The sequence below is a fragment of the Hymenobacter terrenus genome (genome assembly GCF_000972495.1).
Lineage (GTDB): Bacteria > Bacteroidota > Bacteroidia > Cytophagales > Hymenobacteraceae > Hymenobacter > Hymenobacter terrenus.
On record NZ_LATM01000009.1, the window covers coordinates 130790 to 146057 of the forward strand.

Below are 15268 nucleotides of genomic sequence, written 5' to 3' on the forward strand. Positions count from 1 at the left end.
TTTGTCCCGCACCAGTAAAACCTTCCTGTGCAAGTAGCTGATTTTCTTCGCCTATACCGCCTCTCGCCCGAGCTGCAAACCCTGGCCTCGCGCTTGCGTGGTGCTGCCAAGCCCGACCCCAGCAGCTTGCGCTTGCACCTGCGCGGCCTCGTGGGTAGCCTAGATGCCGTGGTAGCTGCCGCCGTGGCCCACGGGCAGCACCCGCACGTGTTTATTTTGCACGACAAGGATGAGGCGGCTTATTTCTTGTCCGATTTACAGCATTTGCTGCCGGAAGGGCCCGAGGTCTTACTGTTTCCCAGCTCGTATAAGCGACCCTACCAATTTGACGAGACAGAAAACGCCAACGTGCTGATGCGCGCCGAAGCCCTGAACCGGTTGAACACGACGCGCGCTGCGGCTGGCAATAGTGTGTTTATCGTAACGTATCCGGAGGCACTGAGCGAGAAAGTAATTAATCGGCAGAGCCTGGTTAAGAATACGTTCAACGCGAAGGTGGGCGATAAGCTGGACGTGAATTTCCTGGGTGAATTGCTGGGTGAGTATGATTTCGAGAAGACGGATTTTGTCTATGAAGCTGGCCAGTACGCCGTGCGCGGGGGCATTGTGGACGTGTTTAGCTACGCTAATGAACTGCCATTCCGCCTTGAATTATTCGGCGATGAAATAGAGAGCATTCGCACCTTCAATCCGGAAACGCAATTGTCGGTAGAGCCGCGGCCGAGCATCAGCATCATTCCCAATGTGCAGACAAAGATGTTGCAGGAAACCCGCGAGGCGTTCTTCGATTTTCTGCCCCGCACGGCTTGTATTTGGATGAAGGATGTGCGGCAGACACTGGACGTGGTGACGGACTTATTTGAAAAAGCGGAAGCCAATTTTCAGCAGTTGCTGAGTGAGGCGGGGGGCATGCAAATCGTGAGTAAGCCGGCCGATTTATTTGAGTCTGCCAAGAATTTCAAGAAGCTGCTCGACGAGTTTGCCGTGGTGGAATTTGGCAAGCGGTTTCACTTTAAAAACGCCGACGCTTTTCAGTTTAGTGCCAAGCCGCAGCCGAGTTTCAATAAGGAGTTTGAGCGGATGGTGAAGAACCTGAAGGAGAACCAGCAGCGTAATTTAACCACGATAATTACCGCTGATACCGTGCGGCAGGCCGACCGACTACGGACCATATTCGATGAGTTAGATAACAACGTTAAATTTCAACACTTGCTGCTGGCCTTGCGCGAAGGCTATGTGGATGAGCAGCTTGAGCTAGCCGTTTATACCGACCATCAATTATTCGAGCGGTATTACCGGACGCAGGAAACGCGGAAATTCTCGAAGAAAAAAGCGCTGACGCTCCGCGAGCTAAAGACCCTGCAACCGGGTGACTACGTGACGCACCAGGACTACGGCATTGCCCGCTTCGCGGGGCTGACGCAGGTGGAAATCAACGGGCAGATTCAGGAGGCCATTCGCCTGGTTTATCGGGATGATGACTTGCTGACGGTCAGTATTCACTCGCTGCACAAGATTGCTAAATACAGCGGCGCGGAGGGCTCGCCGCCGACCATGAGCAAGCTGGGCTCGCCGGAGTGGGAAAATAAGAAGAAGTCGATCAAGAAGAAGGTAAAGGACATTGCAGCCGACCTTATCCGGCTGTATGCCAAGCGGAAGACGGCGCCGGGCTTCGCATTTTCACCCGACGGCTTTTTGCAGGCGGAGTTGGAATCGAGCTTCATTTACGAGGACACGCCCGACCAGGCCAAGGCCACCGAGGACGTGAAGCAAGACATGCAGCAGCCCCACCCCATGGACCGGCTGGTGTGTGGCGATGTGGGCTTTGGCAAGACGGAAGTGGCGATTCGGGCGGCATTTAAGGCCGTGGCCGATGGCAAGCAGGCGGCCGTGCTGGTACCGACGACCATTTTGGCGATGCAGCACTACAAGACCTTTCGCGACCGGCTGGCGACGCTGCCAGTGACGGTGGAGTACATCAACCGATTCAAGTCGACTAAGCAGATCAAGGAAACATTGCAGCGGGTGGCCGAGGGAAAAACCGATATCCTGATTGGCACGCACCGGCTCACGAATAAGGACATTAAGTTTAAAGACCTGGGCCTGCTAATTATTGACGAAGAGCAGAAGTTCGGTGTCAAGACCAAGGATAAGCTGAAGGAACTGAAGGTGAACGTGGATACGCTCACACTCTCGGCCACGCCGATACCGCGGACGCTGCATTTCTCACTGATGGGCGCGCGCGACCTGAGCGTGATTGCCACGCCGCCGCCCAACCGGCAGCCGGTGCAAACAGAGCTGCATGTGTACGACGAAGCGCTGATTCGCGACGCGGTGGCGCGGGAGTTGAAGCGTGGCGGACAGGTATTTTTCGTGCACAACCGCGTGAAGGACATTGAGGAGATGGCGGCCACGATTCTACGCTTGGTGCCGGATGCAAAAATCACCTATGCCCATGGGCAAATGGACGGCGAGATGCTGGAAAAGCGCATGATGAAATTTGTGGAGGGTGAGTACGATGTGCTGGTTTCGACCAACATCATCGAAAGCGGCCTCGACATTCCCAACGCCAACACCATCATTATCAACCGCGCTCACCTGGCTGGCCTGAGTGACTTGCACCAGATGCGCGGCCGTGTGGGCCGTTCCAACCGCAAGGCCTACTGTTACCTCCTGACGCCGCCCGTGGCGCAGCTGCCGGCTGATGCCCGTAAGCGCCTGAGCACATTAGAGGAGTTTTCGGACCTGGGGGCGGGCTTCAACGTAGCTATGCGCGACCTCGACATTCGGGGCGCGGGCAACCTGCTGGGCGGCGAGCAGAGCGGCTTCATCAACGACCTGGGCTACGAAACCTACCACCAGATTCTGGATGAGGCGGTGCAGGAATTAAAGGAAACAGAATTCCGCGACTTATTCTTCGGCGATGCCAACAGCCAGCAACGCCTGCAGCAGGCGGCCGGCGCGGGCCGCAATCAGGACTGCAACGTGGAGACTGACCAGCAGGTCCTCATCCCCGAAAAGTACGTGAGCAACGTGTCGGAGCGCTTGCAGCTCTACGCCAAGCTCGACCGCGCCCAGAAGCCCGAGGAACTGAGTAAGTTGCTGGCTAGCATGACGGACCGGTTCGGTCCCCTGCCGCCGGAAGTGGAGCAGTTGGCCGACATCGTGCGACTGCGCTGGCAGGCATGTAAGGTGGGCTTCACCAAAATCACGCTCAAGCGCGATACGCTAAAGGGTTTCCTGCCAGCTGATGACGACCACAAGGCTTACTTCCAGGGTGAGCAGTTCGGGACAATTCTCAACTACGTGCAGACCCACCCGCGCACGGCTAACCTGAAGGAGAAGAAGGAGCAACTAATTGTGACGTTTGAGGAAGTGCGCTCCATTCAGCAGGCCAAGCGGGTGCTGAGTGAGTTGAGCAGTGAGGAAGCGGTGGCGGCGTAGGTGAAGAACCCCACCCCCGGCCCCTTTCCGAAAGAGAGGCGAGCCTAGAGCAGTTTTGGGGTTAGTATGGCGTCGCCCGATACACAAAGGACAAAACCGCGCGAGGCTGAACAGTAGCTTTTTCAGGAACGGTTGGAGGCTAAATGCCGTAAAGGATATTATTACTTTCCGCATTTCAAATTCAGTTTTTATGAAAAAGCTCCTCATCCTGGCCGCTCTGGCGGCTGGCAATAGCGCCGCTTCGGCGCAAACGCCACGCTCTCGGGAGGGCTCCAGCTCGGCGGCTGAGCGCGCATCCACTCATACCTCGGCCAGCCCAGCTGCCAGCCCTATCACCGTAGCGCCCAACACTTCACCGGCCAAGGGGCAGCGCACCGGGAAGCCCATCAACACGGCCCCCGCCACGGGCCCGACCCGGGCCTCGCGCTCTAGCTCGACGGCCAAGTCGGCGGTCCAGGGTGGCGCTACTGGCAGCAGCAACATCGAAAGCGTCAGCAAAGGCTCGAATAATTCGCCGGCCCCGAAGAAATAAGACGCTCCGTACACCATTGGATTGAAGCCGGCCCGTCGCAGCAGCGACGGGCCGGGCTTATTTTTGACCGCGTCGGTCCTCCTCCTGCCCTTTTCTGCTGCGTATGCGAGTTCTTATCCTGTTGTTGTTATTGGCGTCGGCCGCCCTGTCGGCAGTTGGCCAAACCGGGCTCAACACCGGCCTGAAACGAGAGTTGGACAGCATATATACCGTTGACCAGCGGTGGCGGAGTATGCTGTTTGACCCACGCATCAGCCGACGGTCCGACTCACTAGCTGCGGTGCTGGGGGTGCCCCGGAAGGACCTCACTGGATATATTTCCCGCCGGATGTTGCAAACTGATTCGACCAATCAGGTCCGAGTGAGAGCTATTCTGAAGCAGCACGGCTACCCTGGCAAGTCTTTAGTAGGCGAACCTACCAACGAGGCCACTTGGTACGTCATCCAGCACTCGAAGGATATTAAGGCTTACCTACCACTCATCAAAAAAGCCGCTAATAAAGGCGAACTGCCCTCTTACTTATACGGCCAGATGCTGGACCGCCAGTTGCTGCGCGACGGCAAGGAGCAGCTATATGGCACCCAGGCCCTCGGGTACACCGTGACCAACCCCACCACTGGCCGGCGCGAGCCTCAGGCACCCTTCATTTGGCCTATCAAGAACCCACAGCAAGTGAACCAGCGGCGCCAAAAGGCCGGCTTCAAGACCACCGTGGAGCAAAATGCGGCCGGCCTGGGCATTGAATACCGCATTGTGACGCTGGAAGACGTTGCTAAAATGCCTAAAAAGTAACTGTTATGACGATTCGCTGGCATTGCCTGCCCTTTGAGGCTTTTCCACCCCTGATTCTCTATGATGTGCTTCGCCTGCGCGCCGAGGTGTTTGTCGTAGAGCAAAACTGCGCTTTTCAGGACATCGACCGCCAGGACCTGGAGGCCTATCATTTGCTGGGCTACAACGACGCGGGTGAGTTGGTGGCCTATGCCCGGCTCTTCGATGCCGGCAAGTGCTATGCGGAGGCTAGTATCGGGCGGGTAGTGGTGGCGCAGCAGTATCGCCACTACGGCCTGGGCCGCGAACTGATGCGGCAGGCCTTGGCGCACTCGGATGCGCTTTTTGGTGCGCAGCCTAATAAAATTGGCGCGCAGCAGCACCTGGAGCAGTTTTACAACACATTCGGATATGAACAAAGCGGCCCGATGTACGTGGAGGATGGGATTCCGCACATTCCAATGCTGCGAAACCTCACCCCCTGACCACCTCTCCAAAAACGAGGATGTACCGGTTGCGCGCTACTTGTAGTCAACAAAAAAGCCCGCTGAGCGGGCTTTTTTAATTTATATCCTATTGTGCAGGTTCCGGGCTCCTCCTGGGTTGGGCACATCAAGCAACTGGAGATAAGCAAAGATTAATCGCAGCCCTCCGGGCCACAGGCCGGTCCATCAGTTAGCAGCACGGGGGCGGGTCTGAACTCGTCCCAGACCTTTTCTAGGACTTCGGCAAAAAGCTCGGTGGGCTGGGCGCCTGATACGGCGTATTTGTCTTCGAACACAAAGAATGGTACCCCGCGGACGTTGATTTGCTGGGCCTGGTATTCGTCGTAGCGGACGGCCTCGGCGTAGGCGCCGGTGGTGAGGGCGGTGCGGGCTTCCTCGGCGTCAAGGCCGACTTCAGCGGCCAGATTTACCAAGGTATCTATTTCATTCAAATTCTGGCCTTCGGTGTAGTAGGCGGCCATGAGACGCTCTTTAGCGGCATCCTGTTGGCCATGCTTGGCGGCTAGGTGGATGAGCTGGTGGCCCAGAAAAGTGTTGGTGGGCACGGCGCGGTCGAAGTCGTACCGCAGGCCTACTTCTTTGGCCACGGTGGTTACGTGGTTGGTCATTTCCCTGGCCTGGGCCAGCGAGACGCCCTTATTGTTGGCTAGCGACTCGTAGGTATTGCGGCCGGGCACCGGCTGGTAGTTCGGGTTGAGTTCGAAGCTGCGCCACACGACTTCTACCTTATCGGCATGAGGAAACTTCTGTAAAGCCTGCTCAAAGCGGCGCTTGCCGATGTAGCAGAAGGGGCAAACGATATCGGACCAGATTTCAACTTTCATGGTGAAGCAGCGGGGTTGATTGATGTAGGTACAACTATTCAAGTCCGCTAAAAGGTTTAGAAGCTGCTTCTTTATAACGTAAGTACCCCGCCCATCCGGTTTGGTCGCCAGAACAGTGCGTTCAAGGACCAAACAGGAGAGCCGGGGTAATCGGGCTCTGGCAAACAGCCTTGGCTACCAGACAATGGCTGCCGCGGCCTTACATCATCTCCGCCTTGGCGTTGACGCGCTGCGTGGCCAAGTCGTTGAGGATTTCGTCGGTCTTCTTTTCTTCTTCCAGCGTCTGGCGCAGCAGTTCGGCGGCCTGAGTCATGCCCATGTCTTCGGTCATGCGCACGGCGGTGCCGTAGCAGGCAATTTCGAAGTGCTCCATTTTCTGGGCCGCAGCGATGAGCATGGCATCCAGCACTTCAGGGGTCGATTCTTTACGCGTCAGCTTTTCGCAGTCGGTCAGGAGGCCTTTCATGGCGGAATTGGCTTCCCGGCTGGGTTTCACCTCCAGGGTGTTCATGATTTGCTCAAGCCGGGCTACTTGCTGCTGGGTTTCTACGCCGTGGCGCTCGAAGGCGGCTTTTAGCTGGGGGTCGCTGGCTTTTTCGACGAGCAGCGCGTGGCTTTCGAGCCCCAGTTTTTCGGCATTGTACATCATCTGGATGTCGTGCACGAGCAGGTCGCGCATGGTCTTCAACTCAGTCATGGGAAAGAAAATAAGGGTGGGAATGAATAGGATATAATAGAGAAGCTTACTGGTGGCAACGGGCTAAATACAAATGCGGGCCTCCCGGCGTGAGAAGCCCGCATTTGGTTAAAGCCGAGCTTTACTCTGCCATAGGATTCACCAGGTTTTTGGCCAGGGAATTCAGGATTTCGTTGGTCTTTTTTTCCTCGTCAAGGATGCTTTCCAGAATGCGGGCGGCCGACTCAAATCCTAGCTCCTGAGCCAGGTACACGGCCGTGCCGTAGCCGGCAATTTCGTAGTGCTCCACTTTCTGGGCGGCGCAAATGAGGGCGGCGTCTAGGGCTTCGGGAGTGGCGTCTTTGTGCATCACTTTTTCGCCTTCGGCGATGATGCCGGCCATGCCGACATTCTTGTCGCCGTCAGGATCCACTTCGAGGATGTCAGCCACTTCTTCCAGCCGCTCAATTTGGCTTTCGGTTTCGCTTAGGTGGGTCTGGAAAGCTTGCTTCAGCTCGGGGCTGCTGGCATTCTCAATCATGCGGGGCAGACCGGCGGTGATGAGGTTTTCGGCACTGTACAGCGCCTGGACTTCGTGGCAGAGCAGGTCGCGGAGATCTTTAATCTGGGCCATAATGGTTTGTGATTTAGTGGAAAAGATAATAGGGCTACGAGCCAACAAGCCCGAAGTTGATGGATTAATTTTTACGTCATAGGAATCAGCCGCTTTTTTTTTCTGCGGTGCAGCTTGCAGCATAAGGGCTTTTTTGCCGGGTGCCGAGGCGCAACCTTCGGCCGGGCATCGTAGTTAGCCACGCTCGCGATGGGCCCACTTATTCCGGGCTTGTTCTCCCTCTTTTTCAACCCAAGCACCCATGGAATTTCAAGAATTAGGCAACTCTGGCGTTACTATTTCGCGCATCACTTTTGGCAGCTGGGCGGCCGGTGGCTGGATGTGGGGCGGCACCGAACAAAACGACGCCGTGGGGGCCATTCACGCCAGCTACGACCTGGGCGTAACCAGCATCGACACGGCACCCATTTACGGGCAGGGCCTAAGTGAGCAAATTGTGGGCGAAGCCATCAAAAGCCTGCCCCGCGACAAGGTGCAGGTGCTCACCAAATTCGGCATGCGCTGGGACCTAGCCAAGGGCGACTTTGCCATGAAAACCAAGAACAACAATGGCCAGGACATCGACGTGTACAAGTATGCCGGCCGAGACAGCATCATCAAGGAGTGCGAGGACAGCCTGCGCCGCCTCGGCACCGACTACATTGACCTCTACCAGCAGCACTGGCCCGACGTCACCACTCCCATCGACGAGACGATGGAAGCTCTGAGTCGCCTCATCGAGCAAGGCAAGGTGCGGGCTGGCGGCGTCAGCAACTACTCCGTGGCCCAGATGCAGGAAGCCGAACGCACGCTGAACATCGTTTCGAACCAGGTAACGTACAGCATGCTGCGGCGGGGCATTGAGGCCGATGTCGTGCCCTACTGCATCGAACACAACAAGGCAATTCTGGCGTATAGCCCGCTCCAGCTAGGCTTGCTCACTGGCAAGATGAAACCCAACCAGCAGTTTGGTGAAGGTGATTTGCGCGCCAGCCACGCCCTGTTCAATCCCGAAAGCGTGACCCACATCAACGCCATGCTGAACAAAATTCGTCCCCTGGCCGAAACCAAAAACGCTACCCTGGGCCAGCTCGTGCTCCGCTGGACGCTGGCGCAGCCCGGCATTACAGTAGCGCTGGTGGGTGCCCGCAACCCCGAGCAGGCCGTGCAAAACGCCCGGGCTATAGATTTTAAACTGACGTTTGAGGAAGTTGATTTCATCAACAAGCAGCTGGCGGAGCTGCAGCCGGCAAAGGCATGACCCCAGCCCACACCACTTGCTCGGTTTTGGCTCGTTCGGCTCCCCCTCTCTGAAGCCTTTGCGCTTTAAGCGGGCCAGGGGTGGGCTGCTATCTTTGCCCCCATGTCCCTCTCATACCGTCGACTCGTAGTCAAAATCGGTTCTAACGTCCTCACTCAGGACAATGGCTTGCCCGACCTAGCTCGGATGGAGCACTTGGTAACGCAGATTGCCGGGTTGAAAGCGCAGGGGCTGGAAGTCATCGTGGTATCGTCGGGGGCGGTGGCGGCGGGGCGCAGCCTTATTACGGTATCCGCGAAGGCTGATGCCGTGCGTAGCCGCCAGCTGCTGGCCGCCGTGGGCCAGGTGAAACTGCTGAGCACCTACGCCGAGCTGTTTGGGCAGCATGGGCTGCTGTGTGCCCAGGTGCTGGTGACCAAGGAAGATTTCCGCGACCGGCAGCACTACCTCAACATGCGCAACTGCTTTCAGGAGCTGTTGCAGCGCGAGGTTATCCCCATTGTAAATGAGAACGATGTCATCTCCGTCACGGAGCTGATGTTCACTGACAACGACGAGCTGGCCGGGCTGATTGCCGCGCAGCTCGACGCCGACGCGCTGATTATTCTTACCAACGTGGATGGAATTTTCGACGGTGACCCGCGGCTGCCCGGCTCCCGCCTCATCCCCGAGATTACGCCCACGGCTACCGGCTTTGCCAATTTCGTGACGGCGCAACGCTCCCAGTTTGGGCGCGGCGGTATGCTCACCAAGTGCCACATGGCCCACAAAGTAGCCAAGCTGGGCATCAGCGTGCACATTGCCAACGGCAAGACGACCGACATCCTGCCCGCCGTACTGGCCCAAACAGCGACGCACACCTGGTTTCAGCCCAGCAAAACAGCCTCGGGCAAGAAGAAATGGCTGGCTAACTCGCAGGATTCGGCCAAGGCGGAAGTGCGCGTGAACGCCGGGGCGCGAGCAGTCCTCACGGCGGCCGGCAGAGCCAGCAGCTTGCTGCCGGTGGGCGTGGTGGCTATTGAAGGCGCTTTTCGCAAGGGAGATATTGTGCGCCTGACCGACGAAAGCGGGCACCTGCTGGGGCTGGGCATTGCCGAATACGGTTCTGACAAAGCCCTGGAGCGCCTGGGCCAGCAGCATCAACGCCCGCTGGTGCATTATGACTACCTGTTTCTCATCCCTACTCCTGCCTGACCGTGGAGCTGCGCCCTACTTTTGAAGCCACCCGGCAGGCTAGCCGCGCGCTGGCCGCCTTCGCCCCCGCCGCCACCAACGCACTGTTGCACGAGCTGGCCGACGCCACCGAAGCTCAAACGCCGTTCCTGCTAACCGAAAACGCCCGGGACTTGGCCCTGATGCCGGAAACCAACCCGAACCACGACCGCCTACGCCTCAGTGCTGAGCGCCTGCGCGGCATGGCCGACGACCTGCGCAACATGGCCGCCCTGCCCTCGCCTCTAGGCCAAATAATTACCGAAACGGAGCGACCGAATGGCCTGCATTTAAGCAAGGTGCGCGTCCCGCTAGGCGTGGTGGGCATCATCTACGAGGCGCGGCCCAACGTGACCTTCGACAGCTTGGCGCTGTGCCTGAAAACCGGCAACGCCTGCCTACTGAAAGGCGGCTCCGACGCGGCGTTTTCCAATGCTGCGCTGCTGGCGGTGGCCCGGCCCGTGCTAGAGCGCCACGGCCTGCCCGCCGCCGTGGCCACACTCCTGCCGCTCGACCGGGCCGCGACGGCCGCCCTACTCGCGGCCGTGGGCTACGTGGACGTGCTGATTCCGCGCGGCAGCCAACAGCTCATCAGCTATGTGCGGGAAAATGCCCGGGTGCCGGTTATTGAAACCGGCGCGGGCATCGTGCACACGTTTTTTGATGAAACCGGTGACTTAACCAAGGGCCAGGCCATCATTCACAACGCCAAAACCCGCCGAGTGAGCGTCTGCAATGCGCTCGACTGCCTGCTGATTCACGAGCGAAGGCTGGCTGATTTGCCCGCGCTGCTGGCGCCGCTGGCGGCGGCCGGGGTGCAGCTTTTTGCCGATGAGCCGGCCCACACCGTGCTCGCCGACCGCTACCCGGCCGCGCTGCTGGCCCCGGCTACGGCCGCGCACTTTGGCACCGAGTTTCTATCGCTGAAAATGGCAGTTAAAACGGTGGGCTCGCTGCCGGAGGCGCTGGACCACATTGCCGAGCATGGCTCGAAACACAGCGAGGCCATTGTATCGGAAGATGCCGCCAACCTCGAAACCTTCCTCAACACGGTGGATGCCGCCGCCGTCTACGCCAACGCCTCTACTGCCTTCACCGACGGGGCGCAGTTTGGGCTGGGGGCCGAGATTGGGATTAGCACCCAAAAGCTGCACGCCCGTGGCCCCATGGCCTTAGAAGAGCTGACGAGCTACAAGTGGCTGGTGCGTGGCAATGGCCAAATTCGGACGTCATAACGCCGCGCCGCGCCCTTTGCCTGCCGTGATACTGGTGGAGCGGCTGAGACGCGGGCCACCCTCATTCCGAGCTGACTGACGGCTAGCCTTGTTCCCGATACCGCGCCGCAGCTCGGCACGGAGCGCGTAACTGCGGAGCAGCATCAACAGCCCGCGGCTTACTTCTTCAGGACGATGTTGACAACTTTGCCCGGCTTGTCAACCAGGAACTTGCACTCATCAAACTTGGGTGCGGCCATGGTGGGACGGATGTTATTGGAGAAACCATAGGGCTCCGTCGGGATGCCGATGAAGTTTGTGTCAAGTTTCTCGTTGTTGTTGAGGTCCTGGGTGATGACTACGGCCCATTCGCCCTTGGGCAATTCCATGGGCAGCGTAAACTCGCGGCGGCCTTCGGACTTCACCGTTTTAGAATAGGCCCATTTACCGTTTTTCAAAAATCCCTCGCGGGTGTTGTAGAAGAATAGCCGCACAGTAGAGGTGGTAGACACCAGCGAGGAGACAACCACCGTCACGGATGTGGTTTCGACCACGGGAGTAGCCGCACTGAGCAGGTTAGCACCAAGCAGGAAGCAGCAAAAGGACAGTGCTTTCATAAACAAAACAAGGAATAAGTAGCTAAAGAATAAGTACGGCCCCAACGCGGCCCATGTTGGAAAGATTTCGATAACAACTGGTTTAGACTACGGCTGAAACTCAGCCGTCTGACCTCGTTTCAGTAAGAAACTGACTTAGGCAGTTGACGGCACTCGAAGATGACGCTGAGCTACGACTGTTCGCCGGCTCTGGCCCGCACCACCAGAATGATGCCGACCTCTCCTTCAACAAACCAATCACCGAAAGCCCGTGAATGGCGGCGCGCCGCAACCCAGACAACCCCGCCGCCCAAAACCCGGTAAAGCAGCACCATGAAAGGTGCCGTCCGGTGCCGCATCTTTACCGCATGGAAGGGTTAACGAAAATAGACGACCTCGGCAAGCCGCGTGTCGTGATTGTGGGGGGAGGTTTTGCCGGGCTGGAGTTGGCCAAGGCGCTGGCCAACGCCCCGGTGCAGGTGGTGCTGATTGATAAACAGAACTACCATGCTTTTCAGCCGCTGCTTTACCAGGTGGCCACGGCCGGGCTCGATGAGGGCGACATCGTGGCACCGTTTCGCAAGATTCTGAGCGAGCAGAAAAATTTCTACTTCCGGCTGGCCGAGGTGATGGCCGTGAACCCCGCCGAGCAAGTGGTGGAAACCTCCATCGGGCGGCTGCGCTACGACTACTTAGTGCTGGCCACCGGCGCCACGTCCAACTTCTTCGGCGACGCGGAGATGGCGAAGAATTCCATTGCCATCAAGAGCGTGGAGGACGCGCTGGAGCTGCGCAACACCGTGCTCTCCAACTTCGAACAGGCCTTGCAGCTCGGCGACCGGGAGCAGCTCAACAGCCTGCTCGACTTTGTAATTGTGGGCGGCGGCCCCACCGGCGTGGAGCTGGCCGGGGCTCTGAGCGAGCTGCGCAAGCACGTTTTCCCCCGCGACTACCGCGAGCTGGATTTCAAGGAAATGGACATTCACCTCGTCCAGAGCGGACCGGTGCTGCTCAAGGGCATGTCGGCCAATGCCTCGGAACAGGCGCTGGAATCGCTGAAAAAGTTTAAGGTGCAGGTGTGGCTCGATGCCCGCGTGAAGTCGTACGACGGCTACACCGTCACGCTCAGTACCGGCCAGAAGCTTATTACCCGCACCCTCATCTGGGCAGCGGGCGTCACGGGTGCGCCCATCGCCGGCCTCGACCCGGCGTGCCTGCTGCCCAGCAACCGCTACTGCGTGGACGAGTACAACCGCGTGCTGGGCTACGAGAACGTCTTCGCCGTTGGCGACATCGCCGCCATGGCTGGCCCCGACTACCCCGACGGCCACCCCATGGTGGCCCAACCGGCCCTGCAACAAGGCCGCTTGCTGGGCGAAAACATCGCCCGCCTGCTGGCCCGACAGCCCTTGCGCCCCTTCAAATACGACGACAAAGGCTCCATGGCAACCATCGGCCGCAACCACGCCGTGGCCGACATCAAACTCTTCGGCAAAGAATACCACCTGCAAGGCTTCGTGGCTTGGCTGGCCTGGAGCGCCGTGCACGTCATTTCCCTGGTCGGCTTCCGCAACCGCATCATGGTGCTGCTGGGCTGGACGTGGAGCTACTTCAGCTTCGACAAGGGCCTGCGCTACATCATCGGCAAAACCAAGTCGCCACTAGTGTCCGCCGATATGGAAGAGGGCAAGGCGATAGTGTGAGTAGCCCGGACTTTTAGTCCGGGAGTGACCATTACACTACGTTAGCGCAAAGCAGCTAGTCCTTCGCAGAAACAGCGAAAGCTGGCGGACGTATTTCGCGCAGGGTCGAGGCACGAGGCTATCTGTTCTGCTACTTCTCTTTTGAGGTATTGGGTTGGATAATATCCGCCCTTGCGCAAAATTCGGTGCAGGGTTTCCCAAGCGTCTAATACATCATCGGAATGGCCTTCCCGATAAACTCCCTTAAAATGGTTGGCATGTATTCGAGGGTAAGCTGCACTGATGGCTTCCCGGTCGCCCAGAAACCACGCTTCCAGCTCCGCCACTGCCAACCGGGTTAACACCCGAAAGGGCTGGTCGGTCGGGGCAGTAGTTTTGGTGAGCAGGTGTGCGGCAGCAACCAATCTTTCCAATTCTGTTTTAGCCTTCACGCAGTCCGCGTCGGCATCCATCAGCACCACCACGCGTAAGCTGGGGTCGTGCGCCATTCGGCTAGCGTATGATTTCAGCAGGGCTGGCAAACGACCCAGCAAGGCGGCTTTGCCCCGGTGCGGCACACAGCGCCACGTATCTTCTGCCCACAGCAGCCGGGGCAGCAATTGGCTCAGCGCGGCTTCGGCGGAAGGCTCCTCCAGCAAGAACTCAACGTGCATCGGGCGCCGCGTTTCGAGAGGTCAGCGGGTCGCCAACGGTAAAGAAATTGCTGGTCCACAAGTAGCCCAGCGGCGAGCCGTCCTCCACCATCTGCTTCACATGGGGAATGTCGGCCGTGCGCGTAGCTTGGGTGTAGCCATCCGGCCCGCGGTGCAAAATCCAGACTTGCTCCGGTTCGAAGGAATCGAGCAGAAATGGCGAATGCGTGGCCATGAGCAGCTGTCGCGTCTCAGTGGCTTTCATCAATTCCTCCGCCAGCCGGGTCAGGAGGCGCGGGTGCAGCTCATTCTCCGGCTCCTCCAGGCCCAGCAGCCCCGCCGCGTTCGGCTCATAGAGCAGCGTGAGCAGGGCCGCCAGCCGCATGGTGCCGTCCGACATGTACTGCGCCGGCAGCGGCTTCTCAAACGGCCCATCCCTGAAACGCAGCAGCAACCGCTCATCAGAAGTTATTTCCGGCACGATGTCGGCCAGCCCCGGCACCCAGCCCCGCATTTGCGCCGTGATGTTGGCTAATACGTCCGGGTGCTTGGTGTGCAGGTGATAGAGGACGTTGGGCAGGTTGTCGCCGTTGGGCGAGAGCTTTTCGCGCGGCCCAGCGTCGGAGTAACCTTTCAGGTGGTCGTCGGTGAGGTGGACGTAGCGGTAGGAGGAAAGAACATTCGCAACCCACAAAGCAAGTGCCCAAGGCTGCTGAATTGTTTCAGCAGTGACTAACGCAGAAGAAAGTAACGACCTCGATTTCGCGTTGATATAACTGTTTCCTATGTTATCAAAGTAGCCATTGACCTTTTCTATATTTTCGAAACCTTCATATCGCGGATGATTGACGGCTGAGCGGTCTAGATAAAAAAGGCGCTCCAAATTAGCATCCACCAAGCTTAATACTTCATCTGCAACAAATGCTGTTGCATTGCTTTCGTCGAGGACAATCTTATAATGCAGATGAGGGGTTTTATTGTCAAAATAAATTTCTACCTCAAACTCAATATTCCCCTCACTCCCCCGCGTCCGCATTCCCGCAAATCGGTTCCGTTTCTCCCACGCCCCCACCAAATTCCCCCGCACTGCCTCCGCCAGAAAATCCAGGGCATCCAGCACCGTGGATTTCCCGCTGCCATTCGGTCCGATGAACACCGTGAGCGGCGTGAGGTCGCGAAACTCCACGTCGCGGAGGGCGCGGTAGTTTTTAATGCGCAGGTACGTGAGGCGGGGCACGGCCGGAGCCTGGGCGCGAGTGTGCATAAGTAGCAGAGTTTTCCAC

General features: G+C 58.3%; 15 protein-coding genes. 8 read left to right on the top strand and 7 right to left on the bottom strand.

Annotated elements, in window-relative coordinates; genetic code table 11:
- The first annotated feature begins 27 nt into the window (after positions 1–27).
- The 4 genes from mfd (at position 28) to WX88_RS13460 (ending at position 5233) form a co-directional block, all read left to right on the top strand.
- Positions 28–3444 carry a transcription-repair coupling factor gene (gene mfd, locus WX88_RS13445; protein ID WP_046244892.1) on the top strand — a complete coding sequence of 1139 codons (3417 nt, stop codon included), beginning with the start codon at positions 28–30 and terminating at the stop codon, positions 3442–3444.
- Between the two features lie 190 nt (positions 3445–3634).
- Positions 3635–3976 (top strand): hypothetical protein, encoded by a 342-nt coding sequence (locus WX88_RS13450; RefSeq protein WP_046244893.1) that lies wholly within the window; start codon positions 3635–3637, stop codon positions 3974–3976.
- 103 nt (positions 3977–4079) lie between these two features.
- A complete protein-coding gene (locus tag WX88_RS13455) occupies positions 4080–4769 on the top strand; it encodes a DUF6624 domain-containing protein (RefSeq protein ID WP_046244894.1) in 690 nt (229 codons plus the stop codon).
- Positions 4770–4774: 5 nt separating this feature from the next.
- A complete protein-coding gene (locus WX88_RS13460) occupies positions 4775–5233 on the top strand; it encodes a GNAT family N-acetyltransferase (RefSeq protein WP_046244895.1) in 459 nt (152 codons plus the stop codon).
- A 152-nt stretch (positions 5234–5385) separates the two neighbouring features.
- Here the strand turns inward: WX88_RS13460 and WX88_RS13465 are convergent, their stop codons facing one another.
- The 3 genes from WX88_RS13465 to WX88_RS13475 all read right to left on the bottom strand — a co-directional run bounded on the left by WX88_RS13465 (position 5386) and on the right by WX88_RS13475 (position 7388).
- The gene (locus tag WX88_RS13465; protein ID WP_046244896.1) at positions 5386–6078 is read right to left on the bottom strand and encodes a DsbA family oxidoreductase; all 693 of its coding nucleotides are present in this window, start codon (positions 6076–6078) and stop codon (positions 5386–5388) included.
- Positions 6079–6277: 199 nt separating this feature from the next.
- The gene (locus tag WX88_RS13470; protein ID WP_052732671.1) at positions 6278–6775 is read right to left on the bottom strand and encodes a YciE/YciF ferroxidase family protein; all 498 of its coding nucleotides are present in this window, start codon (positions 6773–6775) and stop codon (positions 6278–6280) included.
- Between the two features lie 121 nt (positions 6776–6896).
- Complete coding sequence (locus WX88_RS13475; RefSeq protein ID WP_046244897.1) at positions 6897–7388, bottom strand: YciE/YciF ferroxidase family protein; 492 nt, start codon at positions 7386–7388, stop codon at positions 6897–6899.
- Between the two features lie 241 nt (positions 7389–7629).
- Between WX88_RS13475 and WX88_RS13480 the strand changes: the two genes are divergently transcribed.
- The 3 genes from WX88_RS13480 to WX88_RS13490 all read left to right on the top strand — a co-directional run bounded on the left by WX88_RS13480 (position 7630) and on the right by WX88_RS13490 (position 11075).
- Positions 7630–8628 (top strand): aldo/keto reductase, encoded by a 999-nt coding sequence (locus WX88_RS13480; RefSeq protein WP_046244898.1) that lies wholly within the window; start codon positions 7630–7632, stop codon positions 8626–8628.
- A gap of 102 nt (positions 8629–8730) precedes the next feature.
- Positions 8731–9822 carry a glutamate 5-kinase gene (proB, locus tag WX88_RS13485; RefSeq protein WP_046244899.1) on the top strand — a complete coding sequence of 364 codons (1092 nt, stop codon included), beginning with the start codon at positions 8731–8733 and terminating at the stop codon, positions 9820–9822.
- Between the two features lie 2 nt (positions 9823–9824).
- Entirely contained in the window at positions 9825–11075 is a 1251-nt protein-coding gene (locus tag WX88_RS13490; protein ID WP_046244900.1) for a glutamate-5-semialdehyde dehydrogenase, read from the top strand.
- 158 nt (positions 11076–11233) lie between these two features.
- Here the strand turns inward: WX88_RS13490 and WX88_RS13495 are convergent, their stop codons facing one another.
- Together WX88_RS13495 and WX88_RS30045 are read right to left on the bottom strand one after the other, a co-directional pair.
- The gene (locus tag WX88_RS13495; protein WP_052732672.1) at positions 11234–11671 is read right to left on the bottom strand and encodes a DUF2141 domain-containing protein; all 438 of its coding nucleotides are present in this window, start codon (positions 11669–11671) and stop codon (positions 11234–11236) included.
- A gap of 170 nt (positions 11672–11841) precedes the next feature.
- On the bottom strand, positions 11842–11985 hold the full coding sequence (locus WX88_RS30045; RefSeq protein WP_156176111.1) for a hypothetical protein: 144 nt from the start codon (positions 11983–11985) through the stop codon (positions 11842–11844).
- A 33-nt stretch (positions 11986–12018) separates the two neighbouring features.
- Between WX88_RS30045 and WX88_RS13500 the strand changes: the two genes are divergently transcribed.
- Complete coding sequence (locus WX88_RS13500; RefSeq protein ID WP_046244901.1) at positions 12019–13353, top strand: NAD(P)/FAD-dependent oxidoreductase; 1335 nt, start codon at positions 12019–12021, stop codon at positions 13351–13353.
- Between the two features lie 41 nt (positions 13354–13394).
- On the opposite strand, the gene WX88_RS13505 is transcribed toward WX88_RS13500, so the two are convergent.
- Both WX88_RS13505 and WX88_RS13510 read right to left on the bottom strand, forming a co-directional pair.
- Positions 13395–14006: a DUF4276 family protein gene (locus tag WX88_RS13505; protein WP_046244902.1), complete on the bottom strand. Its 612-nt coding sequence runs from the start codon at positions 14004–14006 to the stop codon at positions 13395–13397.
- Positions 13996–15249: an AAA family ATPase gene (locus tag WX88_RS13510; protein ID WP_046244903.1), complete on the bottom strand. Its 1254-nt coding sequence runs from the start codon at positions 15247–15249 to the stop codon at positions 13996–13998. The genes WX88_RS13505 and WX88_RS13510 overlap by 11 nt, the downstream gene beginning before the upstream one ends.
- Positions 15250–15268 lie beyond the last annotated feature (19 nt).

Bases quoted from the DNA above. Each gene is read 5' to 3' on its own strand.
- WX88_RS13475 (WP_046244897.1), bottom strand. From the start codon at position 7,388: ATGGCCCAGATTAAAGATCTCCGCGACCTGCTCTGCCACGAAGTCCAG.
- WX88_RS13470 (WP_052732671.1), bottom strand. From the start codon at position 6,775: ATGACTGAGTTGAAGACCATGCGCGACCTGCTCGTGCACGACATCCAG.
- WX88_RS13455 (WP_046244894.1), top strand. From the start codon at position 4,080: ATGCGAGTTCTTATCCTGTTGTTGTTATTGGCGTCGGCCGCCCTGTCG.
- WX88_RS13450 (WP_046244893.1), top strand. From the start codon at position 3,635: ATGAAAAAGCTCCTCATCCTGGCCGCTCTGGCGGCTGGCAATAGCGCC.
- WX88_RS13495 (WP_052732672.1), bottom strand. From the start codon at position 11,671: ATGAAAGCACTGTCCTTTTGCTGCTTCCTGCTTGGTGCTAACCTGCTC.
- WX88_RS13460 (WP_046244895.1), top strand. From the start codon at position 4,775: ATGACGATTCGCTGGCATTGCCTGCCCTTTGAGGCTTTTCCACCCCTG.
- proB (WP_046244899.1), top strand. From the start codon at position 8,731: ATGTCCCTCTCATACCGTCGACTCGTAGTCAAAATCGGTTCTAACGTC.
- WX88_RS13480 (WP_046244898.1), top strand. From the start codon at position 7,630: ATGGAATTTCAAGAATTAGGCAACTCTGGCGTTACTATTTCGCGCATC.
- WX88_RS13510 (WP_046244903.1), bottom strand. From the start codon at position 15,249: ATGCACACTCGCGCCCAGGCTCCGGCCGTGCCCCGCCTCACGTACCTG.
- WX88_RS13465 (WP_046244896.1), bottom strand. From the start codon at position 6,078: ATGAAAGTTGAAATCTGGTCCGATATCGTTTGCCCCTTCTGCTACATC.
- WX88_RS13505 (WP_046244902.1), bottom strand. From the start codon at position 14,006: ATGCACGTTGAGTTCTTGCTGGAGGAGCCTTCCGCCGAAGCCGCGCTG.
- WX88_RS13500 (WP_046244901.1), top strand. From the start codon at position 12,019: ATGGAAGGGTTAACGAAAATAGACGACCTCGGCAAGCCGCGTGTCGTG.
- WX88_RS30045 (WP_156176111.1), bottom strand. From the start codon at position 11,985: ATGGTGCTGCTTTACCGGGTTTTGGGCGGCGGGGTTGTCTGGGTTGCG.